This window comes from Streptomyces lomondensis, from assembly GCF_014651035.1.
GTDB classification, from domain to species: Bacteria; Actinomycetota; Actinomycetes; order Streptomycetales; family Streptomycetaceae; genus Streptomyces; species Streptomyces lomondensis.
The window spans coordinates 89,468-116,324 of record NZ_BMWC01000013.1 but is presented as its reverse complement, the minus strand read 5'-3'; the positions used below and the strand labels follow the sequence as shown (position 1 = coordinate 116,324).

General features: G+C 71.1%; 21 protein-coding genes and 2 pseudogenes. 9 read left to right on the top strand and 14 right to left on the bottom strand.

Annotated elements, in window-relative coordinates; all coding sequences use genetic code 11:
* The first annotated feature begins 84 nt into the window (after positions 1-84).
* Positions 85-2,541 carry a DNA gyrase/topoisomerase IV subunit A gene (locus IE255_RS33125; protein WP_190054096.1) on the top strand — a complete coding sequence of 819 codons (2,457 nt, stop codon included), beginning with the start codon at positions 85-87 and terminating at the stop codon, positions 2,539-2,541.
* A gap of 66 nt (positions 2,542-2,607) precedes the next feature.
* Here the strand turns inward: IE255_RS33125 and IE255_RS33120 are convergent, their stop codons facing one another.
* Positions 2,608-3,666, bottom strand: a complete 1,059-nt coding sequence (locus IE255_RS33120) for a CobW family GTP-binding protein (RefSeq protein WP_190054095.1) — start codon at positions 3,664-3,666, stop codon at positions 2,608-2,610.
* Between the two features lie 341 nt (positions 3,667-4,007).
* Between IE255_RS33120 and IE255_RS33115 the strand changes: the two genes are divergently transcribed.
* Positions 4,008-4,544 (top strand): DUF6082 family protein, encoded by a 537-nt coding sequence (locus tag IE255_RS33115; RefSeq protein WP_308280912.1) that lies wholly within the window; start codon positions 4,008-4,010, stop codon positions 4,542-4,544.
* Positions 4,545-4,905: 361 nt separating this feature from the next.
* Positions 4,906-5,145, top strand: coding sequence for a hypothetical protein (locus IE255_RS33110; RefSeq protein WP_190054093.1), 240 nt, complete (start codon positions 4,906-4,908; stop codon positions 5,143-5,145).
* 81 nt (positions 5,146-5,226) lie between these two features.
* Here the strand turns inward: IE255_RS33110 and IE255_RS33105 are convergent, their stop codons facing one another.
* Positions 5,227-6,387, bottom strand: a complete 1,161-nt coding sequence (locus tag IE255_RS33105; RefSeq protein WP_190054092.1) for a citrate synthase/methylcitrate synthase — start codon at positions 6,385-6,387, stop codon at positions 5,227-5,229.
* Positions 6,388-6,497: 110 nt separating this feature from the next.
* Here IE255_RS33105 and IE255_RS33100 point away from each other — a divergent pair, with 110 nt between their 5' ends.
* From IE255_RS33100 to IE255_RS33085, 4 genes are all read left to right on the top strand, one after another.
* A complete protein-coding gene (locus IE255_RS33100) occupies positions 6,498-7,754 on the top strand; it encodes a citrate synthase (protein ID WP_190054091.1) in 1,257 nt (418 codons plus the stop codon).
* Between the two features lie 53 nt (positions 7,755-7,807).
* Entirely contained in the window at positions 7,808-8,752 is a 945-nt protein-coding gene (locus IE255_RS33095) for a ferredoxin family protein (RefSeq protein ID WP_190054090.1), read from the top strand.
* A gap of 155 nt (positions 8,753-8,907) precedes the next feature.
* Entirely contained in the window at positions 8,908-10,578 is a 1,671-nt protein-coding gene (locus IE255_RS33090) for a sensor histidine kinase (RefSeq protein WP_190054089.1), read from the top strand.
* Complete coding sequence (locus tag IE255_RS33085) at positions 10,578-11,258, top strand: response regulator (RefSeq protein WP_190054088.1); 681 nt, start codon at positions 10,578-10,580, stop codon at positions 11,256-11,258. Before IE255_RS33090 ends, IE255_RS33085 begins: the two co-directional genes overlap by 1 nt.
* A 133-nt stretch (positions 11,259-11,391) precedes the next feature.
* On the opposite strand, the pseudogene IE255_RS39570 reads toward IE255_RS33085, so the two are convergent.
* Positions 11,392-11,517, bottom strand: a pseudogene (locus tag IE255_RS39570) (ABC transporter substrate-binding protein); the annotation flags it as partial.
* A 1-nt stretch (position 11,518) separates the two neighbouring features.
* Between IE255_RS39570 and IE255_RS33080 the strand changes: the two are divergent.
* Positions 11,519-11,686 (top strand): annotated as a pseudogene (locus tag IE255_RS33080) (two-component system response regulator); the annotation flags it as partial.
* Between the two features lie 43 nt (positions 11,687-11,729).
* Here IE255_RS33080 and IE255_RS33075 read toward each other — a convergent pair.
* The 6 genes from IE255_RS33075 to IE255_RS33050 all read right to left on the bottom strand — a co-directional run bounded on the left by IE255_RS33075 (position 11,730) and on the right by IE255_RS33050 (position 18,858).
* Entirely contained in the window at positions 11,730-13,322 is a 1,593-nt protein-coding gene (locus IE255_RS33075; protein WP_190054087.1) for a monocarboxylic acid transporter, read from the bottom strand.
* Positions 13,319-13,879, bottom strand: a complete 561-nt coding sequence (locus tag IE255_RS33070; RefSeq protein ID WP_190054086.1) for a DUF485 domain-containing protein — start codon at positions 13,877-13,879, stop codon at positions 13,319-13,321. Before IE255_RS33070 ends, IE255_RS33075 begins: the two co-directional genes overlap by 4 nt.
* A gap of 69 nt (positions 13,880-13,948) precedes the next feature.
* The gene (locus tag IE255_RS33065; RefSeq protein ID WP_190054085.1) at positions 13,949-14,632 is read right to left on the bottom strand and encodes a response regulator transcription factor; all 684 of its coding nucleotides are present in this window, start codon (positions 14,630-14,632) and stop codon (positions 13,949-13,951) included.
* Positions 14,629-15,780: a sensor histidine kinase gene (locus IE255_RS33060; RefSeq protein WP_190054084.1), complete on the bottom strand. Its 1,152-nt coding sequence runs from the start codon at positions 15,778-15,780 to the stop codon at positions 14,629-14,631. Before IE255_RS33060 ends, IE255_RS33065 begins: the two co-directional genes overlap by 4 nt.
* A complete protein-coding gene (locus IE255_RS33055) occupies positions 15,777-16,301 on the bottom strand; it encodes a DUF1453 domain-containing protein (RefSeq protein ID WP_190054083.1) in 525 nt (174 codons plus the stop codon). Before IE255_RS33055 ends, IE255_RS33060 begins: the two co-directional genes overlap by 4 nt.
* A gap of 433 nt (positions 16,302-16,734) precedes the next feature.
* Positions 16,735-18,858 carry a DNA gyrase/topoisomerase IV subunit B gene (locus tag IE255_RS33050; protein ID WP_190054082.1) on the bottom strand — a complete coding sequence of 708 codons (2,124 nt, stop codon included), beginning with the start codon at positions 18,856-18,858 and terminating at the stop codon, positions 16,735-16,737.
* Between the two features lie 442 nt (positions 18,859-19,300).
* Between IE255_RS33050 and IE255_RS33045 the strand changes: the two genes are divergently transcribed.
* A complete protein-coding gene (locus IE255_RS33045) occupies positions 19,301-19,531 on the top strand; it encodes a DUF7455 domain-containing protein (RefSeq protein ID WP_010034922.1) in 231 nt (76 codons plus the stop codon).
* Positions 19,532-19,664: 133 nt separating this feature from the next.
* Here IE255_RS33045 and IE255_RS33040 read toward each other — a convergent pair whose 3' ends face one another.
* From IE255_RS33040 to IE255_RS33020, 5 genes are all read right to left on the bottom strand, one after another.
* A complete protein-coding gene (locus IE255_RS33040) occupies positions 19,665-20,501 on the bottom strand; it encodes a S1 family serine peptidase (RefSeq protein ID WP_190054081.1) in 837 nt (278 codons plus the stop codon).
* 136 nt (positions 20,502-20,637) lie between these two features.
* Positions 20,638-22,176, bottom strand: coding sequence for an RNA polymerase sigma factor (locus IE255_RS33035; protein ID WP_190054080.1), 1,539 nt, complete (start codon positions 22,174-22,176; stop codon positions 20,638-20,640).
* A gap of 427 nt (positions 22,177-22,603) precedes the next feature.
* Complete coding sequence (locus IE255_RS33030; RefSeq protein ID WP_190054079.1) at positions 22,604-23,491, bottom strand: FadR/GntR family transcriptional regulator; 888 nt, start codon at positions 23,489-23,491, stop codon at positions 22,604-22,606.
* A gap of 161 nt (positions 23,492-23,652) precedes the next feature.
* Positions 23,653-25,935 carry an ABC transporter ATP-binding protein gene (locus tag IE255_RS33025; protein ID WP_190054078.1) on the bottom strand — a complete coding sequence of 761 codons (2,283 nt, stop codon included), beginning with the start codon at positions 25,933-25,935 and terminating at the stop codon, positions 23,653-23,655.
* Positions 25,936-26,062: 127 nt separating this feature from the next.
* Positions 26,063-26,821 (bottom strand): NUDIX hydrolase, encoded by a 759-nt coding sequence (locus IE255_RS33020; RefSeq protein ID WP_190054077.1) that lies wholly within the window; start codon positions 26,819-26,821, stop codon positions 26,063-26,065.
* Between the last annotated feature and the right edge of the window lie 36 nt (positions 26,822-26,857).

Below are 26,857 nucleotides of genomic sequence, written 5' to 3'. Positions count from 1 at the left end.
GAAGGGCTGAAGCACGATCTGCGTCTCGTCATCGACGTGAACGCCCCGTAGGCGAGTGACCAGTAACAGGAGGAGCCGGCAGCGATGGCCCGCCGCAGCACGAAGACCCCGCCGCCCGACGACTCGTACGAGGAGAGGATCCTCGACATCGACGTCGTCGACGAGATGCAGGGCTCCTTCCTCGAGTACGCGTACTCGGTGATCTACTCCCGCGCCCTGCCGGACGCCCGTGACGGCCTCAAGCCGGTGCACCGCCGCATCGTCTACCAGATGAGCGAGATGGGCCTGCGCCCCGAGCGCGGGTACGTCAAGTGCGCCCGGGTCGTCGGCGAGGTGATGGGCAAGCTGCACCCGCACGGCGACGCGTCGATCTACGACGCCCTGGTGCGCATGGCCCAGCCCTTCTCGATGCGCGTCCCCCTGGTCGACGGCCACGGCAACTTCGGTTCGCTGGGCAATGACGACCCGCCGGCCGCCATGCGGTACACCGAGTGCCGGATGGCCGAGGCGACGAGCCTGATGACGGAGTCGATCGACGAGGACACGGTCGACTTCAACCCCAACTACGACGGCCAGGAGCGGGAACCGGTGGCCCTGCCCGCCGCCTTCCCGAACCTCCTGGTCAACGGCGCCTCGGGCATCGCGGTCGGCATGGCCACGAACATGCCGCCGCACAACCTGCGCGAGGTCATCGCCGCCGCACGACACCTGATCAGGCACCCGAACGCGGACCTGGACGCCCTGATGAAGCACGTCCCGGGCCCCGACCTGCCCACGGGCGGCCGCATCGTCGGCCTGTCCGGCATCCGGGACGCCTACGAGACGGGCCGCGGCACGTTCAAGATCCGGGCGACGGTGTCCGTGGAGCCCGTGACGGCCCGCCGCAAGGGCCTGGTGGTCACGGAGCTGCCCTTCACGGTCGGCCCCGAGAAGGTCATCGCCAAGATCAAGGACCTGGTCGGCTCGAAGAAGCTCCAGGGCATCGCCGACGTCAAGGACCTCACCGACCGCGAGCACGGCCTGCGCCTGGTCATCGAGATCAAGAACGGCTTCGTGCCGGAGGCCGTCCTGGAGCAGCTGTACAAGCTGACGCCGATGGAGGAGTCCTTCGGGATCAACAACGTGGCCCTGGTCGACGGCCAGCCGCTCACGCTGGGCCTGAAGGAGCTGCTGGAGGTCTATCTCGACCACCGCTTCGACGTCGTACGGCGGCGTTCGGAGTTCCGCCGCGGCAAGAAGCGCGACCGGCTGCATCTGGTCGAGGGTCTGCTGACGGCCCTGCTTGACATCGACGAGGTCATCCGCGTCATCCGCTCCAGCGAGAACTCCGCGCAGGCCAAGCAGCGCCTGATGGAGCAGTTCTCGCTGAGCGAGGTGCAGACGCAGTACATCCTCGACACGCCGCTGCGCCGCCTGACCAAGTACGACCGCATCGAGCTGGAGACGGAGAAGGACCGGCTCAACACGGAGATCGAGGAACTGACCCGGATCCTCGACTCGGACACGGAGCTGCGCAAGCTGGTCTCAACCGAACTGGCCACGGTCGCCAAGAAGTTCGGCACAGACCGGCGTACGGTCCTGCTGGAGTCGGGCGGCGCCCCGGTCGCGGCCGTGCCGCTGCAGGTGGCCGACGACCCGTGCCGGGTGCTGCTGTCCTCGACGGGGCTGCTGGCCCGTACGGCGAACGGCGAGCCGTTCCCGGAGGACGCCAACGCCAAGCGCGTGAAGCACGACGTGATCATCTCGGCGGTGCCGGCGACCGCGCGCGGCGAGGTCGGCGCGGTCACGTCGGCGGGCCGGCTGCTGCGGCTCAACGTGGTCGACCTGCCGCAGCTCCCGGAGTCGATGTCGACGCCGAACCTCGCCGGGGGCGCCCCGCTGGCCGAGTTCGTCTCCCTGGAGGACGACGAGACGGTGATCTGCCTGACCACGTTCGACGAGTCCTCGCCCGGCCTGGCGCTCGGCACGGCCCAGGGCGTCGTCAAGCGCGTCGTGCCGGACTACCCGGCCAACAAGGAGGAGCTGGAGGTGATCACCCTCAAGGAGGGCGACCGGATCGTCGGCGCGGTCGAGCTGCGCACCGGCGAGGAGGACCTGGTCTTCATCACCGACGACGCCCAGCTGCTCCGCTTCCAGGCGTCCCAGGTCCGCCCGCAGGGCCGCCCGGCCGGCGGCGTGGCCGGCGTCAAGCTCGCCGAGGGCGCGAAGGTCATCTCCTTCACGGCGGTGGACCCGGCGGCGGACGCCGTCGTCTTCACCGTCGCGGGCTCGCGGGGCACACTGGACGACTCCGTCCAGACGACGGCCAAGCTGACCCCGTTCGACCAGTACCCGCGCAAGGGCCGCGCCACCGGCGGCGTCCGCTGCCAGCGGTTCCTGAAGGGCGAGGACTGCCTCGCCCTGGCCTGGGCGGGCCCCGCCCCCGCCCTCGCCGCCCAGAAGAATGGCAGCCCGGCCGATCTGCCGGAGATCGACCCGCGGCGTGACGGCTCGGGTGTGTCGCTGGCGAAGACGGTGGCGGTGGTGGCCGGGCCGGTCTAGACCTGGCCGGCGGGATCCTGGTCGGGCTGGTCTAGAGCCGCCCGGCGGGATCCTGGCCGGGGTCGCCTAGAGCGGCCCGGCGGGATCCTCGTCGGGGTCGCGTACGTACCGCAGGACGCCCCACATGCCGTGCTCGTCGGCGTGCGGGGCGTCGCTCCGGCACGCGTCGAGTTCCTTGTCGAGGGCGGGGGCGTCGATCCCGGAGCCGATGAGGACCAGCTGGGTCAGGCGCTCGTCGCCGGCCGGCCAGGGCTCGGGGTAGAAGCGCAGGAACCGCCCGACGGCATGCACGGCGTAACGGTTCTGGACGTCGTACGGGCCGAAGTCGACGTATCCCTTGATCCGGTAGAGCCCATCGGGCCGGCTGTCGAGGAACTCCATCAGCCGGCACGGGTCGAGGGGCTGCCGCGAGACGAACGACAGGCTGTCGTAGGCGGTGTGCAGGTGACCGGCGTGCTCGTCCTCGCCGTGCTCGTGCAGGTCGTCGAAGGACAGCTGCCCGATGCGTTCCTCGCTCGGTCGGCAGTCGAAGAGGAACTCCGGGTCGATCCGGCCGTAGGAGGCCGGGACGACGGCGGCGCGGTCGACGAGGGTCCGGACGAGCCCGAGGACGCGTTCGCCGTCCGCCGCCCGGTCCAGCTTGTTGACCACGACGAGGTCGGCCAGCGCGAGATGCCGGTCGATCTCCGGATGCCGCGACCGGGTGTCGTCGAACTCGGCGGCGTCGACGACTTCGACGAGCCCGCCGTACACGATCCCCGGATGCTCGCTGGCGAGCACCATCCGCACCAGTTCCTGCGGCTCGGCGAGGCCGCTGGCCTCGATGACGATGACGTCGATGCCGAGCGAGGGCTCCGCGAGCCGTTCCAGGTACTGGTCCAGCTCGCTCGCGTCGACGGCACAGCACAGACACCCGTTGCCCAGCGAGACCGTCGAGTCGCCGAGCGCTCCCGCCACGGCCATCGCGTCGATCTCGATGGCACCGAAGTCGTTGACGATGGCACCGATCCGGCTGCCACCGCTGCGGTGGAGGAGGTGGTTGAGCAGCGTGGTCTTTCCCGAGCCGAGGAATCCGGCCAGGACGACGACCGGCATCTGCTGCGGTTTCGGGCTCGGCTGACTCACCGTGCGACCTCTCTCACGCCGACGCGTGCACCGGCTCGCGTTCCCGGCACACGGAGGAAAAGGGGATACCGCCCCAGGATACGAGCCCCAGAATCACCATGAAGTGAACGATTGTTAGCAGCACTCGCGGGGCAGACGTTGGGCATGGCGCCGGTTTGTGCGACCCTCGCTTCCCTCCGTGCGCCTCCTCTCCGCCTCCCCGCCGATCAGAGCCGCTCGGCACTCTGGGAGACGGCAAGCGCCGCCCACCGCGCGCCGGTCCCCTCCAGTCGACCCGCACCCCGACGACCGGCGGACGGCCGTCTGAACCGGGGGTTGACATGGCCACACAGAATTTTGCGTTGCGAGGGCTGAGGGCCACCGCCTCGGCCGGAATCGGCCTGGCGGCCAGCACCGCCGTCGCCCTGGCCCTCCAGTGGCCCAGGCTCCACGCGTTGCGCGCCCGGATCGAGCACCTGGAGCAGGCCGCGCAGTCCCAGCACCGGACGAACTTCGCCCACCAGCAGCGCCTGCACTGGGAGTTGCTGAGCAAGGCGATGGACGACCCGGAGCTGGCCGAGGTGCTGGACGCCTACGACGGGACCGTCCCGCCCCGGAAGCAGCGCCAGTTCCTCTTCGCCAACGCCCTCTACACCAACGCCCTGTGCTACTACCGCATGGGCAACATGACCCGGGAGGAGTTCTTCGGCTTCGCCCGGAGCATGCTCCAGAACCCGGTCTTCCGGGAGTACTGGTACGCCTCCCGCCCGCATCGGGCGACCCTCGTCGGCACGTCCGAGGAGGCGCGGCTCGGACGCATGGTCGACGATCTCCTCGTGCAGCTGGAGGAGGCGGACATCGACGAGTGGTGGGTGGTCGGGGAGCCGCCGGCCGAGTAGGCGGGTACCGCCGGCCCTGGGGGCTCGGGCTCGGGTGCGGCGAGGGGCGGATCGTCGCGCCGCCTTGGCCACGGCCACGCCGGCCGCGCCGGCCGCGTTTCGGAGCCCGGCCGTAAGCGCCGCACCTTGTGGATCACTCTCCTGAACGCATCACACGGCTGGGCGGTAACGAACCCATAAACCGAGGCGTTTGCCCAGGTGCCAACAAGGTTGACTACTGCGCATCCCGCGAACCGGGTCGACCACCGCCGAACCGCCGCTCCACGCCGCCCGGTTGTCGAGGCCGCGGCCCCACAGGGCCGCATCGCACCGCAGGCTACAGTGCGCACCAAGCCTCGAGATCAAAAGGAACGCCAGAACAGTGAGCTACATCATCCGTCGGATTGGCACCCCTCCCACTGCGCGGGGAAGTGCGACAGGTGCCAATTGCCCCGATATCTTCGAGCTGTCCGACGGCAGGTTCGCAGTGATCGGCACGGACCTCACCGAAGAACTCGACGGAAAGCTCCCCGCCGACGCCTCCCGGGCCGACTACGAGCGCATCGTCGTGGTCACGCGCAAGACCCTCATCGACGCCAAGGCGGACATCCCTGACGCCTGATGCCGTCGGTCACCTCCCGTACCGGCACTGCGGCCCGGCACCTCCTGGTGCCGGGCCGCTCCGCTGCTGCGGTGTCTTCTCTCAGGCAGGCACGGGTGCCGGCGCCTCCGGCCCCACATAGCGCGCCACCGGCCGGATGATCTTCGTGTCCTCCGCCTGCTCCAGGATGTTGGCGCTCCAGCCCACCACGCGCGCGGCGGCGAACGTCGGCGTGAACATCTCGCGGGGCAGGCCGCAGAGTTCCATGACCACGCCCGCGTAGTACTCGACGTTGGTGTGGAGTTCCCGGCCGGGCTTCAGCTCCGCCAGGATCGCCTCGACGTGCCGCTCGACCTCCACGGCGAAGTCCACCCGGGGCCCGCCGAACTTCTGGGCGACCTCGCGCAGCATCCGGGACCGGGGGTCCTCCGTGCGGTAGATCGCATGCCCGAAGCCCATGATGCGCTCACCGGCGAGCACCCGCTGACGCACCCAGGAGTCGATGCGGTCCGGGCTGCCGATCGCGTCCAGGGTGTCCAGCGCACGACTGGGCGCACCCCCGTGCAGCGGCCCCGACAGCGCCGCCACCGCTCCGGCGAGGCACGCCGCCACGTCCGCGCCCGTGGAGGCGATCACCCGGGCCGTGAATGTTGATGCATTGAATCCGTGATCAATGGTTGAGATCAGGTATTGCTCGATCGCCCGTGCGTGCTGTTCGGCCGGTACCGAGCCGGTCAGCATGTAGAGGTAGTTCGCCGCGTACGACAGGTCCTCGCGCGGCTCGACCGGCTCCAGTCCGTTCCCCAGCCGGTGCAGTGCGGTGAGCAGCGTGGGTACGGCCGCGGCTGCCTCGAGCGTGTCCTGGCGGCGCTGGTCGGAGTCGATGTCGTACACGGGGCGAAAGCCCTTGGCCGCACCCAGCAGCGACAGGGCCGTGCGCATCCCGGCGAGCGGGCCGGAGCGTCCGCCGGCCGCGGCGATGGCCGGCAGGGCCGCCCGCACCTCGTCGGGCAGCCGCCGCAGCGCGGCGGTCTTGGCCGCGAAGGCCGCGCTCCGCCCGGCGTCCGGCAGTTCGCCGTGCACGAGCAGGTGCCAGACGTCCTCGAACCCGCGGGTCCGCGCGAGGTCGACGGCCGAGTACTGGCGGTAGTGGTAGAAGCCCTCGAGACCGCGGACGTCGCCGATCCGGGTGTCGGTGACGACGACCCCGGCGAGTCCTCGCGGTGCGTCGACGAGAGCGGTTGCGGACCTGTTGACGGACATGTCTTCCTCCCTGGACTTGATTCGACTGTCCATGCTTGACTTGAGCTGTGTCAATATTGATTCGATCAATATGCCAGTCAATGGGCCGCTAGGCGGATACGGTGACCCCCATGCGCGATCAAGAACCCGCTCCCCTTGACCCGGAACGGCGGCTGAGCACCAAGGAGGCCGCCGAGCTGCTCGGCGTGAAACCGGAGACCGTGTACGCATACGTGAGCCGCGGCCAGCTCGGCAGCCGCCGCGTGTCCGGCGGCCGGGGCAGCACCTTCGACGCCAGGGAGGTGGAGGCGCTCGCCCGGCGCAACCGGCGGGAGAGCGCGGGCGGTTCCGGCTCCGGCGGCGAGCTCTCCGTACGGACCCGCGTCACGCTCATCGAGAGCGACCGCTACTACTACCGCGGCGTCGACGCGGTCGATCTGGCCACCCGGCACACCTACGAGGAGGTCGCCGAGTGGCTGTGGACCGGCCGGATGCGCCCGGGGAGCACGTTCACCGCGCCCGCCGCCTCCGTGGCCGTCGCCCGCCGCGCCGTCGGCACCCTGCCCGAACACGCCGCTCCCACCGACCTGCTGCGGGTCGCGACGATCGCCGCCGCGACCGCCGACCCGCTGCGCTTCGACCTGTCCGAGGACGCCGTCCTCGGTACCGCGCGCACCCTCATCCCCACGCTCGTCGCAGCCCTGCCGCACGCCGGGCGCGACCGCCGCGACACAGGCCCGCTGGCACACCGCCTGTGGACCCGGCTCTGCCGCAGGGACCCCGACGAGGCGTCCCTGCGCGCCCTGAACACCGCCCTCGCCCTCCTGATCGATCACGACCTGGCCGCCTCCACGCTCGCGGTGCGCGTCGCCGCCTCGGCCCGTGCCCACGCCTACGCGGCGGTCTCCGCCGGGCTCGGCGTCATCGAGGGGCCGCTGCACGGCGCGGCCAGCGGACTCGCCCACCGGCTGCTCCAGGACGTACTCGACCAGGGCGATTCGGCCCCTGTGATCGCGGACGAGCTGCGTGCCGGCCGCCGTATCCCGGGGCTCGGGCACCGGCTCTATCCGGGCGAGGACCCACGCGCGCGTGCCCTGTTCACCGTCCTGGAGGACATCCCCGCCGCCGAACCCTCCCTCCTCGCGGCCCGCGACATCGTCGAGACCACCGCCCGCCACGCCCCGCTGCACGCCAACGTCGACCTGGCGCTCGCCGTACTCACCACGTCCTGCGGCATGCCCCCGACCGCGGGCGAGACCATCTTCGCCGTGGCCCGTACGGCGGGCTGGATCGCCCACGCCCTGGAGGAGTACGGCGAACGCCCGATGCGCATGCGCCCGAGCGGTCTCTACACGGGTCCGAAGCCGCCTCAGCCACTGCCGGAGTAGGCCGGGGCGGGGCCGGAAGTCGTCGCGGCCCAACTCAGGTTAGGCTCACCTCTGTGAGTACGTGCTCAAGCGTCTCCCGAGACCTCGACGAGCCCGTTTCGGGAACCGCGGCCACCGCGAGGACCTGGCTGTTGCTGGAACAGCCCGGTCCGTGGGGTGCCAAGGCGCTCACTTCGAGCCACCTGGACCCCGCGCTGGGACGTGCCCTGGAGGCGGCCGCGAAGGACACGGGCGTACGGATCGTGCTCATCCGCCGCCCCGGGCGCCACGCGGACCGCCGTATGCCCGCCACGCGCCGGGTGTACGCGGCCCACACCGTTCCGGGGAACGTGTGGCTGCACGGCGCCACGACCTCGGACCCCGGGCAGCTGCTCGATCTCGACTTCGCCGCACTCGGCCGGGGCGACCACGCCACCTTCGACGCGGTGCTCGGCGGACGACCCCACGACGGTGATCCGCTCGCCCTTGTCTGCACCAACGGCAAGCGCGACCGCTGCTGCGCCCTCCTCGGCCGGCCCCTCGCGGCCGAACTCGCCACGTCCGGAGTGGAGGGCGTCTGGGAGGTCACCCATCTGGGTGGTCACCGCTTCTCCCCGACGGCGCTCGTGCTGCCGTACGGATACGCGTACGGCCGTGCCGAGGCGCACACCCTCAAGGAAGTCCTGCACGGTGCTCGGGAGGGGCGGATCGTCGTGGAGGGGTGCCGGGGCAACTCGGCCTGGGAGCGGCCGGGCCAGGCGGCCGAACTCGCTGTGCGCGCCAGGATCGGGGAAGACGCGGCGGAGGCGCTGAGCGTCGTCCGCACGGCCGGTGCGGCTCCGTGCTGGGAGGTGACCGTCGCCCACACCGACGGCCGCCGCTGGCACGTCGACGTGGCCCAGTCCCCGGGCCTGCCGCCCCGCCCGGAGAGCTGCGGGGCGGCGGTCCTCGGTTCACCCGCGCGGATGGACGTGGTGGCGGTGCGCGAGGTGAGGCTGACGGCGGCACTGGCGAGCTGACGCCCGGCATCCGGCATCCGGCATCCGGGGAGGCAGCGCCCCGTCAAGCATTGATGCGACTCCGCGGACGTTGACGCAGCCTCTCCACGCATTGATCAAGAGATCCACGCCACACCCGTTACGGCAGGTAGGCAGCCGCACGTACCGTCTTGGGTATGAGCCCCACTCCCCCCGCACGCCGCCTGCGCCTCGGCCTGCCGCGGCGGGTGTTCTCGCAGGTGCTGCTGATGCAGGTGGCGATCGCCGCGGGAGTCGCGGTCCTCGCGACCGGGTTGTTCCTCGCGCCCCTCAGTGACCAGCTGGACGACCAGGCGATGCGCCGCGCCCTCGCGATCGCCCAGACGACCGCGCAGCAGCCGGAGCTCGTGAAGGACCTGAGGGACACGCCGCCCTCGCCGGACGGCCCGGTGCAGCAGGAGGCGGAGCGGATCCGGAAGGCCACCAAGGCCGAGTACGTCGTGGTGATGGACTGGCGCGGCGTGCGCTGGTCGCACACGGATCCGAAGCAGATCGGCGGCATCGTCTCGACCGACCCCGGGCAGGCCCTGGCCGGCAAGGAGGTCATGGAGATCGACAGCGGCACCCTGGGCCGCTCCGCCCGGGGCAAGGTGCCGCTGCGCGACAGCGACGGCACCGTCGTCGGCGCGGTCTCGGTCGGCATCGCCTACGACAGCGTCCGGGCCCGGCTGATCCACGCGATCCCGGGGCTGCTCGCGTACGCCGGCGGCGCCCTGGCCGTCGGCGCGCTGGCGGCGTGGCTCATCTCCCGGCGGGTCCACCGGCAGACCAGGGACCTGGCCTTCTCGGACATCGCGGCGCTGCTGTCGGAACGCGAGGCGATGCTGCACGGCATCCGGGAGGGCGTCGTCGCCCTGGACCGCACCGGCCGCATCCGCCTCGTCAACGACGAGGCGCAGCGCCTGCTGGGCCTCGGGGAAGCGGTGGTGGGCCGAACCCCCGACGAGGCGCTCGGCGCGGGCCGTACGGCCGACGTGCTGGCCGGCCGCGTCACCGGCACGGACCTGCTCACCGTCCGCGGCCAGCGCGTACTGGTCGCCAACCGCATGCCCACCGACGACGGCGGCGCCGTGGCCACCCTGCGCGACCGCACCGAGCTGGAGCAGCTCGGCCGTGAACTCGACTCCACCCACGGTCTGATCGACGCCCTGCGCGCCCAGGACCACGAACACGCCAACCGTATGCACACGCTCCTGGGACTGCTGGAACTGGAGATGTACGACGACGCCGTCGAGTTCGTCGGCGAGGTGGTCGGTGACCACCGGGCCACCGCGGAACAGGTCACCGAGCGGATCGAGGACCCGCTGCTCGCCGCCCTGCTGGTCGGCAAGGCGACCGTCGCGGCCGAGCGGGGCGTCGCCCTGTGGGTGTCGGACCGGACCCGCCTGCCCGACCGACTGGTCGACCCCCAGGGGCTCGTCACCGTCGTCGGCAACCTGGTGGACAACGCCCTCGACGCCGTCGCGGGCAAGCCGCACGCGCGCGTGGAGGTCGAACTGCGCGCCGAGGGGCGTACGGCGATCCTCCGGGTGCGGGACACGGGCCCGGGAATCCCGCCGGAGCACCGGGAGTTGATCTTCACCGAGGGCTGGTCCACGAAGAAGCCGCCCGCGCACCGCGAGCGGGGCATCGGGCTCTCTCTGGTGCGCAGGCTCGCCGAACGGCAGGGGGGCAGCGCGACCGTCGGCGAGGCGCACGGCGGAGGCGCGGAGTTCACCGTCGTCCTGCCCGAGGCGCTGGCCGAGCCGGGCCCCGAGCCGGCCCTGACCGCGCCGTCAGCTCCGCAGACCGCCGAAGAGGAGTCGTGATGATCGAGGTGCTGGTCGTGGACGACGACACCAGGGTCGCGCGGGTCAACGCCGCCTACGTCGAGAAGGTGCCCGGCTTCCATGTCGCGGGCGAGGCCCACAGCGCCGCGGAGGCGCTGAACCAGATGGAGGCGCTGCCCCGGCTGGATCTGGTGCTCATGGACCACTACCTGCCCGACGAGACGGGAATCGCGGTCGTCCAGGAGATGCGGCGACGCGGCCACCAGACCGACGTGATCATGGTGACGGCGGCCCGGGACGTGTCCACCGTGCAGGCGGCGATGCGGCACGGCGCGCTCCAGTACCTGGTCAAGCCGTTCGCCTTCGCCGGCCTGCGCGCCAAGCTGGAGGCCTACGCGGAGCTGCGCCGCACTCTGGACGGCGGCGGGGAGGCGGAGCAGGCCGAGGTGGACCGCATCTTCGGTGCGCTGTCGGCACCGTCGGAGCCCGATCTGCCCAAAGGGCACTCCCCCACCACCGCGGAGCTGGTCCGTCAGGCGCTGATGCACGCCGACGGCCCCCTGTCCGCCCAGGAGATCGCCGAACGCACCGGGGTGAGCCGCCAGACCGCCCAGCGCTATCTGAAGCTCCTGGAGCGCACGGGGCGGGCCAGACTGACCCTCAAGTACGGCGACGCGGGCCGCCCGGAACACCGTTACGTGTGGGCGACCCGCGGCTAGGCGACCGGTCTGAGGCCCCCCGGCTGTCAGCCGCCTTGAGCACCTTCTCGCCCGCCTCGGGCCCGTCCGCCGGCATCCCGCCGTCCTTGGTGATCTGGGACGCGCTGCGGGTGGACATCCACCGGAGCGTCCTGTTCTTGACGGCGAGGTACTTGCTGAGGAAGTCGGTCGAGGATCCGAGGCCGGTGATGCCGAGCTTCTTGCCCGTGCAGTCCTTGGGCGAGGTGATGTCGCCCGCCGCCTGGTCGGAGACCAGCTGCGCCCTGCACTACCTGGTCAAGCCCTTCACGTTCGCCGCGCTGCACACCCGCCTCGACTCCTATGCCGCCCTGCGCCGCACCGTCGAGCGGGTCGGCAGCGGCCGTGGCATCGCCGCCCAGGAACAGGTCGTCCGGATCTTCAGCGCCCTGCGTACCACCCAGGCTCCGCCCCGGGTGGCACCGTAGCCCCACGGCGGCGAGGGCAGAGCCCCTACGCCGCTCCCGCCCCGGTCAGCGACCGCACCTCGGTCTCCGCGTGCCGGGCCTCGTCCGGGACCTCCGCCGAGGTGACCGTGCCCAGCCAGCCCGCGAGGAAGCCCAGCGGGATCGACACCAGACCCGGGTTCTGAAGCGGGAAGTACTGGAGGTCGAGGCCCGGGAACAGCGAGTCGGGGCTGCCCGAGACCACCGGGGACAGCACCACGAGCACCAGGGCCGGAACAAGACCGCCGTAGACGGCCCACACGGCGCCGCGCGTGGTGAAGCCGCGCCAGAAGAGGGAGTAGAGCAGCACCGGAAGGTTCGCCGACGCGGCGACGGCGAAGGCGAGACCCACCAGAAACGCGACGTTGAGGTCCCGGGCCAGCAGCCCGAGGGCGATCGCAACCACGCCGACGCCGACGGCCGCGACACGCGCCACGGCCACCTCGCTGCGCGGCTTGCCGCCCCGGCGCCGCAGGGACGCGTACAGGTCGTGGGCCACGGACGCCGAGGACGCCAGCGTGATCCCGGCGACCACGGCGAGGATCGTCGCGAAGGCGACCGCGGCGACGATCGCGAAGAGAGCCGTTCCACCCGTGGACCCGGCACCACCGCCCAGATCGAGCGCCAGCAACGGAACCGCCGTGTTCCCGGCGGCGTTCGACCCGCGCACGGCGTCCGGCCCCACGATGGCGGCCGCGCCGAATCCGAGCACGATCGTCATCAGATAGAAGCCGCCGATGAGCCCCACTGCCCAGACGACCGAGCGGCGTGCGGCGCGCGCGGTGGGCACGGTGTAGAAGCGGGACAGGATGTGCGGGAGTCCCGCCGTCCCCAGCACCAGGGCCAGCCCCAGACTGATGAAGTCGAAACGGGCGGTCCAGTCCCCGCCGTACTTCAGCCCGGGAGCCAGGAACGCCTCCCCGTGGCCACTGCGCTCGGCCGCCGTGAGCAGCAGCCGGTTCAGGTCGCCGTGGAAGCGCATCAGGACGAGCACCGTCAGCGCGATGGTGCCGCCGAGCAGCAGAACGGCCTTCACGATCTGAATCCAGGTCGTCGCACGCATCCCTCCCAGCGACACATAGATCACCATGAGCGCCCCGACACCGATGACGGTCCACGCCCGCGCCGCCCCGCTCGTCCCACCGAGCAGCAGCGCCACCAGGCTGCCCGCGCCGACCATCTGTGCCACCAGATACAGAACGGACACGGTGACCGAGGAGGTTCCCGCCGCGATCCGTACCGGCCGCTCCCTCATCCGCGCCGCCACGACGTCGGCGAGCGTGAACCGGCCGCAGTTGCGGACCAGTTCGGCGACGAGGAACAGCACCACCAGCCAGGCCACGAGGAAGCCGACGACATACAGCAACCCGTCGTAGCCGAACAGCGCGATGAGCCCCGTGACTCCCAGGAAGGAGGCGGCCGACATGTAGTCGCCCGCGATGGCAAAACCATTCTCCATGGGTGAGAAGAGCCGCCCGCCCGCGTAGAACTCCTCCGCCGAACCGCGCCGGTTGCGACTCACCCACGTCGTGATCCCCAGCGTGACCGCGACGAACGCGCTGAACAGCAACAGCGCCAGCGTCTGGTGTTCACCCGTCACGAGACACCGCCGTTCACGCCACGCGTCAGCTCCTGCGTGTCCCACCGCAGCTCGAGCGCCGCCCGGTCCCGGCGCAGCCGCGCGTGCCGCGCGTACGCCCAGGTGAACAGGAAGGTGGTCAGAAACTGCCCGAGCCCGGCCACCATCGCCACGTTCACCGCTCCCGCCACGGGCCGGGCCATCAGCTCCGGTGCGGTCGTAGCAGCGACGACGTAGCCCACGTACCAGGCGAAGAGGGCCACGAAGGCCGGAACCACGAACCTCCGGTACCGCCGCCGCACCTCCTGGAAGGCCTCGCTGCGCTGGACTTCCAGGTACACGTCGGCCGTCGCGACCCCGCTCTCGCCCTCCCCGCGCGCCGACGGCACCACCGCCGGAGTGGGCACCCCGGCACCGGCCGACTCACCCCAGCCGGAGGCGAGAGCGTCGTACCAGGGGTCGTCGTACCTCAGCTGTCCGGCCTCCTCGGCCGGTACCGGGCCTTGACGGTCGAGATGCTCGACCGAACTCTCCTGACCAGCCCCGACTCCTCGGGGACGGCCCTTGCGTGGCTGCATGCCCAAGGATGGACAGAACGGGAAGATCCCCGACTCTTCTTCCCCTCGCTCTTCACCCCATCAGGTGACTCAACCCGCTGGTGGCCGCACCAGCCCCTTCCCGTACGCGTAACGCACCGCCTGCGCACGGTCCTTGAGCCCCGTCTTCGTGAACATGTTGTTGATGTGGGTCTTCACGGTGGCGGTCGAGACATGCAGTCGGCGGGCGATCTCCTGGTTGCTGAGCCCCTCGGCGATGAGGACCAGCACCTCCGTCTCCCGCGCGGTGAGCCCGTCCGGCGCCTCCCGGGGCGGGGCCGGTCTGAGTTCGGCCTCGGTCAGGCGCTCCAGGAGCCGCCGCTGGATGCTCGGCGAGAGTCCCGCGTCCCCGGACAGCACGCTGTGCACGGCCCGCACGATCTCGTCTCCGTCCGCGTCCTTGGTGAGGTAGCCGCGCGCTCCCGCTGCCAGCGCCGGGAACAGCGACTCGTCGTCGGCGTACGTCGTGAGCACCACGACCTGCGTCCCGGAATGCTCCGCACGGATCCTGCGGGTCGCCTCCACTCCGTCGCAGCGGGGCATACGCAGGTCCATCAGCACCACGTCCGGGGCTAGTTCGCCGACCAGCCGCACCGCCTCCTCCCCGTCTCCCGCGGCACCGATGACCTCGATCCCGGGCAGCAGGCCGAGCAGCATCACGATGCCCTCCCGCACCACGGTCTGGTCGTCCGCGACCACCACCCGAGCGGTCTTCCGCTCGGCCTCCTCCGTCATACCGGCACCTTCAACGTCACCACGAACCCCTCCTCGCCCGGGCCTGCCTCGAGCGAGCCGCCCAGCAGCTCGGCACGCTCCCGCATGCCCAGCAGACCGTACCCGGCGCCCGTCCCGGTCAGCTCGCCCGGCGAGCCGCCCGAGTCCCGTACGTCCAGGGTCACTTCGTGCGGGCGGTAGTCGAGCCGAAGGCGCACCTTGGCGCCCGGGGCGTGCTTGCGGGCGTTCGTCAGGGCCTCCTGGGCCGCTCTGCGCACGGTCTGCGAGGCCTCGGCCGGCAGTGTCCTGCGTTCACCCGTGATGGTGATCTCGGCGCCGTCGGCCGTCCCCACCAGCTGGTTGAGAAAGTCCTCCAGCGGGGTCATGTCCCCGCGCAGGGCGGAGAGCGCCTGACGGGTCTCGGCCAGCCCGCCGCGCGCCATCTCCCGTGCCGCAACCACTCGTTCGAGCACGCGCTCTCGTTTCCCGCCTCGCTCGATCAGCAGCCGGGCCGCCTCCAGGTGTACGAGCTGGGCCGAGAGGCTGTGGGCCAGCACGTCGTGAATCTCCCGCGCTATGCGGGCCCGCTCGGCGAGCGCCGCCGTCTCCGCCTCGGCCGCGCGCGCGGCCCGCTCCTGGGCGAGCAGCCGCTGGGCGCCGGCACGCGCCTCGGCGTCGAGGCGCAGTGTGTAGCCGGCCAGGGCGAGGCCGACGCCGGTGACCACCGTCGTCAGGGGATCGCTGTCGTTGACGAACCCGTAGCAACCGAATGCCACGCCCGCTGTGGTGAGGGCGATGGCGGGTGGCAGGCGCTCCAGTGCCGAGACGGCGCACCCGCACCACATGACGAGGGCCGCCACTGTGAATCCCGACATCTGGGCCGCGACGGCGACGCCCTGGAGCAGCGCGAGCGACGCCAGCGACGACCACAGCCGGTGCTGGAGCGTGGTCCGGAAGAACGACCAGGCGAGCAGTGCCGCCAGAAGCACTCCTCCGGCACCGGCCGCCGCCTTCCAGCCGCCCACCTTGCTGTCGGCGAAGGCACCCCACAGCAGCACGCCGAGAACCAGGGCCCGCACCGTCCAGGCCAGCAGGCACCGGGAGCGAGAGAGCCCCTCGCGGCTCAGTGCCTCCCGGGAAGGCCAGCGTGTCCAGGCTTTCTCCTTCACACACGCTCCTTCCCCGCGGGCCGTGTCGTGCTGTCACCGTACGCTCCGCTCAAGGGCGCGGTGGCGCGCAGGGATTGAGCTCGCCGGGCCAGGATTCCGGACCGGACGAGCAGGGTGCCGGCCAGTCCCAGCAGCAGGGCGGAGCTGTCCTGGTGAACGCCCACCGCCGCGCCGAGGGCGAGGAGGCTGACGCGCAGTCCGATGCCGACGCCCCAGACGGCGGCACTCGCCGTGCTGCTCTTGCACCACACCGAGCCGTCCGGGGCCGACCAGATGCGGCTGGTCCAGGCCCAGCCGGCGCCGGTGGCCAGGCCGACGAGCAGTTCGGCGCCGAGCAGCAGCGCCGAGGCCGTGGGGTGGTGGGCGTCGAGTATGCCGGGCTCGCGCAGCGCGACGACGACGAGTATCGCGGGCAGGAGCCACCAGCGGCGATCACCGTCGATCCGGCTTGCGCGGAACTGCCGGGTGATCACCAGGACGGCAACGGCCGCGATCACCAACGCGTCGACGAGCCCGGACATCACAGCCTCCGTGAGCGAGAGAGGGAGTGCCGGCAGCCGGTGCCGCCGACGCCTTCGACGCTACGGAAAATGACCAGGTCACAGGATCGGAGCCCGGGTGGATCATGGGTGGATCCCCGACCGGGCACGTCTCCACCCAGGGGTGGAGAGGGCATGCGGATGGCGCCGTGAACAGCGGCGCCGCCGCGGGTGAGCCAGGGGCACGGCCGGATCCGCACTCCTCACTCCCGGCGGGCTCGGGCACGTTCCGAAACCGTCCCTCGCTCCCGGACCTGCCCGTGCCGTGCGGGAAGCCCTCACACGGACACCGCCGGTGCCCGCCCCAGTCAGGGCAGCACCGGCGGTGTCCACGAGCGGTTCGGACTGTGTGCGTGCACCACACGGTCACAGCAGGCTACGACCAGGTCCGACGCCCCCGGCCCGGCACCGGCGGCTACGCGTCGATCCGCGACCGATCCAGCGTCGCCGCCGAGTTGGAGATGAACTCCTTGCGCGGAGCGACGTCGTTGCCCATCAGCAGGTCGAAGACCTGCTCGGCCGCCTCCAGGTCGGAGAGGTTGATCCGGCGCAGGGTGCGGTGGCGCGGGTCCATCGTCGTCTCGGCCAGCTGGTCGGCGTCCATCTCACCGAGGCCCTTGTAGCGCTGGATCGAGTCCTTGTAGCGGATGCCCTTGCTCTGGAACTCCATGAGCTTGTCGCGCAGCTCACGGTCCGAGTACGTATAGACGTACTTGTCCTGGCCCTTCTTCGGCTGGACGATCTCGATCCGGTGCAGCGGCGGCACCGCCGCGAAGACCCGGCCTGCCTCGACCATGGGCCGCATGTACCGGTGGAACAGGGTCAGGAGCAGGGTGCGGATGTGCGAGCCGTCGACGTCGGCGTCGGTCATCATGATGATCTTGCCGTAGCGGGCGGTGTCGATGTCGAAGGTCCGGCCCGAGCCTGCTCCTATGACCTGGATGATCGCCCCGCACTCGGCGTTCTTCAGCATGTCCGTCACGGACGACTTCTGGACGTTGAGGATCTTGCCTCGGATCGGCAGCAACGCCTGGAACTCGGAGTTCCGGGCGAGCTTCGCCGTACCGAGCGCGGAGTCGCCCTCGACGATGAAGAGCTCGCTGCGGTCGACGTCGTCGCTCCGGCAGTCGGCGAGCTTGGCCGGCAGGGAGGAGGACTCCAGGGCCGTCTTGCGGCGCTGCGCGTCCTTGTGCTGCCGGGCGGCGATACGCGTACGGGCCGCGGCGACGGCCTTCTCCAGCACGACACGGGCCTGCTGGGCGGCGTCGCGCTTGGTGGACGTCAGGAACGCCTTGAGTTCCTTGGCGACCACGTTGCTCACGATGCGGCGGGCCGCCGAGGTCCCGAGGACCTCCTTGGTCTGGCCTTCGAACTGGGGCTCGGCCAGGCGCACGGTGACGACCGCGGTCAGGCCCTCCAGGGCGTCGTCCTTGACGATGTCGTCCTCGGCGACGCGCAGGAGCTTCTTGGCCCGCAGCACCTCGTTCATCGTGCTGGCCACGGCCTGCTCGAAGCCGGCGACGTGGGTACCGCCCTTGGGGGTGGCGATGATGTTCACGAACGACCTCAGGGTCGTGTCGTACCCCGTGCCCCACCTCAGGGCGACGTCGACGTCCAGCTCACGGGTGACCTGGGTGGGGGTCATCTGGCCGTGCTCGTCCAGGACCGGGACGGTCTCCCTGAAGGTGCCCTGGCCGGAGAACCGGAGGACGTCGCAGACCGGCTTGTCGGTGGCCAGGTACTCGCAGAACTCGCTGATTCCGCCGTCGAAGCGGAAGGACTCCTCGCCCTTGCTGCCGCCCTCGCCGAGGCCGAACTCGTCGCGGACGACGATGGTCAGGCCGGGGACCAGGAACGCGGTCTGGCGGGCGCGCTGGTGCAGCGTCTCCAGGGAGAGCTTGGCGTCCTTGAGGAAGATCTGGCGGTCGGCCCAGTACCGCACGCGCGTGCCGGTGCGGGTCTTCGGGATCCTCTTGGCCTTGCGCAGGCCGCTCTTGGCCTCGAACCTCGCGTCCGGGCCGTTCCCGGCGAAGGCGCCGGGAACACCGCGCCGGAAGCTGATGGCGTGGGTGTGCCCGCCGCGGTCCACCTCGACGTCCAGGCGGGCGGACAGGGCGTTCACCACGGAGGCTCCGACGCCGTGCAGACCACCCGAGGCGGCGTAGGAGCCGCCGCCGAACTTGCCGCCGGCGTGCAGCTTGGTCATGACGACCTCGACACCGGAGAGGCCGGTCTTGGGCTCGACGTCGACCGGGATGCCCCGGCCGTTGTCCCGCACCTCCACGGAACCGTCGTCCTGGAGGATCACCTCGATGTGGTCGCAGTAGCCCCCGAGAGCCTCGTCGACGGAGTTGTCGATGATCTCCCAGAGGCAGTGCATCAGACCGCGGCTGTCGGTCGACCCGATGTACATGCCCGGACGCTTGCGCACGGCCTCGAGCCCCTCGAGGACGAGCAGGTGCCGCGCGGTGTAGTTGGAACCGTCCCGGTCTGCTCCTGCCAGCAGAGCTGTGGACGGCACGGACGTGTCGGCGGTCACGCGGTTCGCTCCTCGCTGAATTTCAGATGGGGCCCTCATGGGTAAGGGCGCGGCTTCAGTCACCGGTGAGAGGGTACCGAGGCCTGGTAGAGCCGTTGTAACGCCACCCTCGCCGGAAACTCACACTAGTCCAGGCTCGCATGCCTGTTCGATCCCTCGATGGAGTGAAGCACACATCACGTTCCCTTCCAGGCATGAACCATTTAGGCTCCGGGCACGTCCTCATGAACAACCGGCAACCCAGCCGGGAGGACCGACCACCGATACAACGCGAAGCTCCGTAAGACACATAGACACGCAATACGGCACATTCGCCGCCAACCGGCAGCAGACAGCCGCCTCGCAAAGATTTTTTCGAGGAGAAGCCACGAGCGGGAACGTTTTGGGGCTGGTTGGATGTTGACCCTGGTACGACAGCTCGTCGAGCTAGAGAAGAGGCGACGTGACTACTGTTCTGACCCCTGCGAGCCAGTTGACGGCCGCTGATCGCTGCGACCGCTGCGGCGCCCAGGCGTACCTGCGCGTCGTCCTGCTCAGCGGCGGAGAGCTGCTCTTCTGTGCCCACCACGGGCGCAAGTTCGAGCCGGAACTCAAGAAGATCGCCGCTGAGATACAGGACGAGACGGAGCGGCTGACGTCCGCTCCCGCGACCGCCTCCGAAGAAGAGCGCTGACACCTCGCGTCCGACGACGAGCCAGCCCGGCACAGGCCGGTGAACGGGCGGCTGCCTCTCCATCCAGGGGCAGCCGCCCGTCCTCGTCCCCACAAGCCCCTCAGCGGGCCCGTCGGACGCCGCGTGCCCGCTCTCACACTCGTGTCCAGCCGAGCGTCCGCATGATGTCCGACACACGCATGTACACCCCCGGGCTGCCGGCCCGTCCGCAGCCGATCCCCCAGGACACGAGCCCGATCAACCGCCCCTGGGCCACCAGTGGTCCTCCGCTGTCGCCCTGGCAGGCGTCCCGGCCTCCCTCGGTCTCCCCCGCGCACAGCATGCTCCTGGCGTCGTAGGTGCCGTCGGTACCGCCCGGATAGGCCTTCTCGCAGAGAGCGTCGGGGAGCACGCGCACGCGTGCCGCCCGCAGTCTGCCCGGATACTCGCCGGCGCCCGAGGTGTCGCCCCACCCGTACACCGTCGCCACCCCGCCCACTCCGTACGCGGGGTCACCGCCCGCCGCCATGTCGATCAACGAGTCGGCGGGGAGACGTTCGGCCAGGCTGAGGACGGCGAAGTCCCCGAAGTTGCTGACCCCGTCGTACGCCGGGTTCACCCAGGCGGCTCGCACGGCGATCTCCCGACCGTCGCGGTCCGAGAGCAGGTCTGTGCGTCCCGCTATGACCTTGAGGTCACGCACCCGCTCCGGCGGCCCGCCCAGGACCTCCCTGTCCATGCAGTGAGCCGCGGTGAGCACGGTGCTGCGGCCGACCGCCACACCGCCGCAGAACTGCCCCGCGCGCGTACCCCCGAACCGGTCACGACTGGACAGGGCCACCGTCCAGGGACTCTCCGACGCGTCGACGGGGAAGCCGCCTATGACCACGCTGTCGGCGGCCGCAGGGGCGGCGGAAGCCATGGATATCGCGGATGCCGCGGCTGCCAGGACCAGGGGGCGGGCCAGGGCTCGGGCCAGGCGACGACGCATACACACTCCTCACTCCGTGGTGTCGGTGAGACACCCAGGGTGATTCACCGCGCGGCACCGCGCACCCGCGCAGAGACAGCACCACGAAGGCCCGGTCCCCTCGGGGAACCGGGCCTTGCGCGTCGTACGGCTGTGACTAGTCGAGGTAGTCGCGCAGCACCTGCGAACGGGACGGGTGGCGCAGCTTCGACATGGTCTTGGACTCGATCTGGCGGATGCGCTCACGCGTGACGCCGTACACCTTGCCGATCTCGTCGAGGGTCTTCGGCTGACCGTCGGTGAGACCGAAGCGCATGGAGACGACGCCTGCCTCGCGCTCGGACAGGGTGTCGAGCACGGAGTGCAGCTGCTCCTGGAGGAGCGTGAAGCTGACCGCGTCGGCCGGGACGACCGCCTCGGAGTCCTCGATGAGGTCGCCGAACTCGCTGTCGCCGTCCTCGCCCAGCGGGGTGTGCAGCGAGATGGGCTCGCGGCCGTACTTCTGGACCTCGATGACCTTCTCGGGGGTCATGTCGAGCTCCTTGGCCAGCTCCTCCGGGGTGGGCTCGCGGCCCAGGTCCTGGAGCATCTGGCGCTGCACGCGCGCGAGCTTGTTGATGACCTCGACCATGTGCACCGGAATACGGATGGTGCGGGCCTGGTCGGCCATGGCGCGGGTGATCGCCTGACGGATCCACCAGGTGGCGTACGTGGAGAACTTGTAGCCCTTGGTGTAGTCGAACTTCTCGACCGCGCGGATCAGACCGAGGTTGCCCTCCTGGATGAGGTCCAGGAAGAGCATGCCGCGGCCGGTGTAGCGCTTGGCCAGGGAGACCACCAGTCGGAGGTTGGCCTCCAGGAGGTGGTTCTTGGCGCGGCGGCCGTCCTCGGCGATGATCTCCAGCTCGCGCTTCAGCTTCGGCGCCAGCTTGTCGGCGTTGGCCAGCTTGTCCTCGGCGAACAGACCCGCCTCGATGCGCTTGGCGAGCTCGACCTCCTGCTCGGCGTTGAGCAGGGGGACCTTGCCGATCTGCTTGAGGTAGTCCTTGACCGGGTCGGCGGTGGCACCGGCGGCCGCGACCTGCTGGGCGGGCGCGTCGTCCTCGTCCTCGTCGGAGAGCACGAAGCCCGCGTTCTCGGTGCCCTCGGGCTCCTCACCGGCCTTGCCGGGGGCTGCTTCCTCGAGCACCTCCTCTTCGAGGAGCTCGACGTCGTCCTTCTTGGCGCTGGTCTTCTTGGCCGCCGTCTTCTTTGCGACGGTCTTCTTCGCGGCCGCCTTCTTGGCGGTCGTCTTCTTGGCAGCCGCCTTCTTGGCGGGCGCCTCTTCCTCGACGGCGGGCTCGGCGGCGGGCTCCGCCGGCGTGGCGGTGGCGGTTGCCTTCCTGGTGGTCACCGCCTTGGCCGCGACCGTCTTGGTGGCGGTGCGCTTGGCGGGACTCTTCGCTGCGACGCTCTTTCGGGTGCGCTTGGGCTCTGCGGCACTGACCATCAGCGTCACACCCTCTTCCTCGAGGATCTGGTTGAGGCTGCGCAGTACGTTCTTCCACTGAGTGGCCGGAATCTGGTCAGCTTCGAAGGCCCGACGCACGTCATCGCCGGCGATCTGCCCCTCAGCCTTTCCCCGCTCAATGAGCGCCATGACAGAGACGGACTCGGCGATCTCCGGCGGGAGCGTACGGGATGTGCTGGCCGACACGAACAACCTCTCGGAACGTTGGAAAACGGCTTCCGGCCCCATCCATGGAGGACAGGAGCCGACCGCCGGCTTGGTGGTGGGCCGACGGCGCGGGCGGGGGCCGGGAAGATGCACAGCGCCGTGAACGGCGTCCGTATTCCCTCCGCGGCTGTCACCTCTTAGGTCATCGCGTTCTCCCCGCGAGCGTTACGCCCAATCTACGTGGCCCGAGTCACACCCCGTAAGCGAATAAAAACGGTCAGACGCGGGCAGAGGCGGTCACCTCTGGTTGCGACCGGCCGCTTCGGCGGATCTGCGGCCCCTTCGCGCCGTCGGACCCCGCGGGATCGCGATCGATCCCACGGGGTCCGACGGGAGGCGGTTCACCGGACGGGCCGTGCCACAGGAGGGGGGTGGCAGACCCGGCCGCGCCGCCCGCGGAACGTGGTCAGTGCTCGCGCGGGGCGGGCACCACCCGTTCCACCTCGGGGTGGACCGTGAGCAGTTGGCGCATCGCCGCCTCGGCCGCGGCTCCGTCACCGGTGGCGAGGGCGTCACAGATGCGGCCGTGGTGCGCGAGCGATGCCTCGTTCGGCCGGTCACAGCCCGTGACCGGGCCACCGGAGACCTGGAGGGCCGCGGACACGATCCCAGAGAGGTGCTCCAGCATGCGGTTGCCCGCGATCTGGATGAGCTGCGAGTGGAACTCGGAGTCGGCGCGGGAGAAGGTGAGCGCGTCACCCTGGGCCATCGCGTGCCCCATGATCTCGACCATGTCCACGAGGCGCTGCTGGACGTCCTCGCGTCCGTGCCCGGCGGCGAGGCGGGCGGCGAGCGGCTCGATCATCCAGCGCAGCTCGCTCAGCTCGCGGCGCTGGTCGTCGCGCTGCGGCCCGAAGGCCCGCCACTCGATGATGTCCGGATCGAGGAGGTTCCAGTCACTGACGGGGCGCACGCGCGTGCCGACGTTCGGGCGGGCGCTCACCAGCCCCTTGGCCTCCAGGACGCGGAGCGACTCACGGACGACGGTGCGGGAGACCTCGAAGCGCTGGCCGATCTCCTCGGGCACCAGCGGGCGGTCGGCGCCCAGGTCGCCGGAGACGATCATCTGCCCCAGCTGCTGGACGAGTTGGCCGTGCAGCCCGCGTCCGCGGCTGCCCGCGGCGCGTCGGCCCACACGGCCCAGCTCGGGGTCCGCGCCGTCCCAGGCAGGGGCGCCGACACGGTCGACGGCGGGCGCCTCGGCGTAGGGGTAGCGGTCGAGTTCGCCCGGGCTCGCGAGGCCGGAGTCAGCGGAGCGGGCGGCGGTCATCATGGTGTGCGCAAGGGTACTCACGCATCCTTTGTCGGCGCCGTCTCCAACTCCCTTGAGGTCTTTGGTGAAAAGCACACGAAAGGGTGATCGCTCACCCCGTCGCAATTGACGCCTTATCGGAAAGAAATGGGCGCTCTGCGGGGAGTTGTGCGCATGGCCGGACGAAGCGTCACGGACAGTCGTCACCGGAATCTGCTCCGCAGTGTCGTAAGCAGGTACGCGCAGAGCAGCGCGGTCAGCGACAACGTCAGTGCGCCGCCGACCGGTTGGGAGATCATGGCGAGCGCGGCCTCCAGGTAACGCTCCCCGCCGAAGGGCCACCGCGGCAGGAGGGCCTCCCGCAGCCGCAGCGGAAGCCCGGCCGTGGTCCGCACGGACGGCCCGTCCAGGAGCTTGTGCACGACGGGTACGACGAGGAGGGGCACGGCGGCCACCGCGGCGAGCCCGGCCGTGGTGGACCGGAAGACCCCCGCGGCCAGTACGCCCGCCCAGGCGCAGCCGACCACGAGCCCGATCCAACTCGCACTCAGCGCGAGCCAGTCGGCGGGAACCTGGGCGAGCTCCCGTCCGTAGACGAGATAGAGCACTTCGGCGTCGCAGCCGACGGTGAGGACGGCGAGCACCAGCGCGGTGACCGAGGCGACGAGCAGTTTCGCGGCCAGCAGCCCCAGCCGACGGGGCACGGTGCCGCGGTCCGCGGCCAGGGCGGGGTGGCGGAACTCGTCGCCGAAGGCCAGTGCGCCGAGCAGTCCCGCCCCGAGTGCCGCGGGCGGCAGGGGCAGCTCCTGCGGCCATGCGGCCAGCAGGCGCGGCTGCGGGGTGTGCCCGATGCGGGCGAGCACGACGGCGGTCACGGCGGACACGACGAGCACCACGGCCCCGGTGAGGAACCCGGTGCCGATGCCGGTGGCGCGGCGGATCTCGTAGCGGAGCGGGCGGAGGGGGCTGGGGGCGGGGCGGACGGAGATGGGGGGCGGCAGAGGGGGCAGAGCGTCGAGGGCGCGGGCTGTGCGGGCGCCGACGGGGTGAAGCACACGGGGCGGCGACGAGGGCGTGGCCGTCGCCTCCTGAGGTGGGGCGGCGGCGTCGCACGGGGCGCCGCCAGTTGTGAGGGCGTGGGAGGACGCGTGCGGCTCGGTGGCGGGCTGGGCTTGACCGGAGGAGGGCGACGTCTCGTCGGAGGCCGGCTCCGGGGCCTCGGCGGTGGGTCGCGGCTCAAGTGTGGGTCGCAGCTCGGCGGTGGAGGCCATGGGGTCGGCGGTGCAGGCCATGGGGTCGGTAGTGGCGGCGATGGGGTCGGTAGTGGCGGCCATGGCGTTGCCGGTGGCCGGCAGTGACTCGCCGACGGACGGTTCCGGCTCGCAGGCCCGGGGCGCCGGGGGTGTCGGGTGCGTGTCAGTGGTGCGCTCCGTCCTGACACCGGCGCGCTCAGGCTCGACCACAGCGCGCTCAGGATCGCCGCCGACGCGCTCAGGATCGCTGCGGACGCACTCAGGCTCGACGCGGACGCACTCAGGCTCGAGACCGACGCGTTCCAGCTTGTCGGCGGAGACTCGCGACGCCTCGGCTGCCGGATCGGCGCCCGCACCGGGCCCCATGTCTCCGATCTCGTCCGCGAGTTGGTGGACGACGATGCCGTGGCGGAACGCGGTCTCGCCGATGTCCGCACAGGTACTGCCGTACACGGAGAGGCGGTTGCCGCCCTCTCGTACCACTTCGACGGAGCGCTGCGCGGTGCGGGCCTGCTTGGCCAGGAGAGCCGCGAGACGGGCCGCGTGCGGGCTGCGGACGGCGACACGGGGACGCAGCCGGGTGCGGGAGAACTCGGCGGCCTCCTGGTCGGCCACCAGCCTGCCCTGCTCCAGCGTGACGACCCGGTCGGCGGTGCGGGCGGCCTCTTTGGGGTCGGCTGTGGTGAACAGGACCGTGCCGCCCTGGGCGGCGTGTGCGCGCAGCATGCCGTGCAGCCAGTTGCTCTCGCGGGCGGAGAGCCCGTCGGCGGGATCGTCGAGGACGAGAGTGTGCGGGTCGGCCAGGAGGATGCAAGCCAGGCCGAGGCGGCGGTCCATGCCGCGCGAGAGGGTGCCGAGACGTTCGTCGCGCAGGCCCAGGGGCCCCACCGCTTCCAGGACTTCGTCGGCGCGCCGGACGGGAACCCCTGCCGCGGCACACAGCATGCGCAGATGGCCACGGACGGTGCGGGCCGGGTGGCCCGGCACGTCGCCCAGCAGCACCCCGACCTCGCGCGACGGGTGGGCGATGCGGTGCAGAGGGCGACCCCGGAAGTAGGTGATGCCACGGCCCTGTTGGAGTTCGAGCATGAGCCTGAGCACCGTCGTCTTGCCGGCGCCCGGTGCTCCGAGCAGCGCGGTGACGCGGCCCGCTCGCGCTTCGAACGAGACGTCGTCGGCTGCGGGCGGAAGCTCTTTGCGAGGGTTGCTGGTCAGTCCGAAGGCCTGGATCACTCGCAGCAAGATAGCGCGCTATGTCCGGTTTTTCGGGCATCACGAGGCCTGCCTCGCGCACGGCGACGGCCCTTGTCGAGGCTGCGGGCGGGTCGCGTTCCGGGTCCGGCGGCGCTCGCGCCGTCGGTCACACCTCGGGGCGCAGCATCGGTGGGTTGAGCAGAGTCGCGCCGCCGGCACGGAAGAGCTGTGCCGGGCGGCCGCCCTGGCGGGTGGTCGTCCCGCCGGTGGGGACGAGGAAGCCCGGTGTGCCGGTGACCTTGCGATGGAAGTTGCGCGGGTCGAGCGCCACGCCCCAGACCGCCTCGTAGACGCGGCGCAGTTCTCCGACGGTGAACTCGGGCGGGCAGAAGGCCGTGGCCAGCGACGAGTACTCGATCTTGGAGCGAGCGCGCTCCACTCCGTCCGCCAGGATCTGCGCGTGGTCGAAGGCGAGCGGCGCGACCGGCTCGGTGTCCCGCCCGTACCCGCCCTGCTGGAGCAGCTCCTCGACCGGAGCCCAGCGCGCGTTGCTGGCATCACCGCCCGCCCTGGGCGCGGGCAGGTCCGGAGCGAGGGCGAGGTGGGCGACACTGACGACCCGCATCCTGGGATCGCGCTTTGGGTCTCCGTAGGTGGCGAGCTGCTCCAGATGCGCGCCGTGGTCCTGAGCGGGGACGGAGGGGTCGTGCACCCGCAGCCCGGTCTCCTCGGCCAGCTCGCGCGCCGCGGCCTGCGCCAGGTCCTCATCGGCCCGTACGAAGCCGCCGGGGAGCGCCCAACGCCCCTGGAACGGCGGTTCCCCCCGGCGTACCGCCAGCGCGCACAGGGCATGGCGGCGCACGGTCAGCACGACCAGGTCCACGGTGACGGCGAAGGGAGGAAAGGCTGACGGGTCGTAGGGCATGCGGCGATCATAGTCGTCTGCCTGACGATAAGCACT

Bases quoted from the DNA above. Each gene is read 5' to 3' on its own strand.
- IE255_RS33090 (WP_190054089.1), top strand. From the start codon at position 8,908: ATGAGCCCCACTCCCCCCGCACGCCGCCTGCGCCTCGGCCTGCCGCGG.
- IE255_RS33070 (WP_190054086.1), bottom strand. From the start codon at position 13,879: ATGCAGCCACGCAAGGGCCGTCCCCGAGGAGTCGGGGCTGGTCAGGAG.
- IE255_RS33020 (WP_190054077.1), bottom strand. From the start codon at position 26,821: ATGCCCTACGACCCGTCAGCCTTTCCTCCCTTCGCCGTCACCGTGGAC.
- IE255_RS33065 (WP_190054085.1), bottom strand. From the start codon at position 14,632: ATGACGGAGGAGGCCGAGCGGAAGACCGCTCGGGTGGTGGTCGCGGAC.
- IE255_RS33125 (WP_190054096.1), top strand. From the start codon at position 85: ATGGCCCGCCGCAGCACGAAGACCCCGCCGCCCGACGACTCGTACGAG.
- IE255_RS33105 (WP_190054092.1), bottom strand. From the start codon at position 6,387: ATGTCCGTCAACAGGTCCGCAACCGCTCTCGTCGACGCACCGCGAGGA.
- IE255_RS33055 (WP_190054083.1), bottom strand. From the start codon at position 16,301: ATGTCCGGGCTCGTCGACGCGTTGGTGATCGCGGCCGTTGCCGTCCTG.
- IE255_RS33040 (WP_190054081.1), bottom strand. From the start codon at position 20,501: ATGCGTCGTCGCCTGGCCCGAGCCCTGGCCCGCCCCCTGGTCCTGGCA.
- IE255_RS33085 (WP_190054088.1), top strand. From the start codon at position 10,578: ATGATCGAGGTGCTGGTCGTGGACGACGACACCAGGGTCGCGCGGGTC.
- IE255_RS33100 (WP_190054091.1), top strand. From the start codon at position 6,498: ATGCGCGATCAAGAACCCGCTCCCCTTGACCCGGAACGGCGGCTGAGC.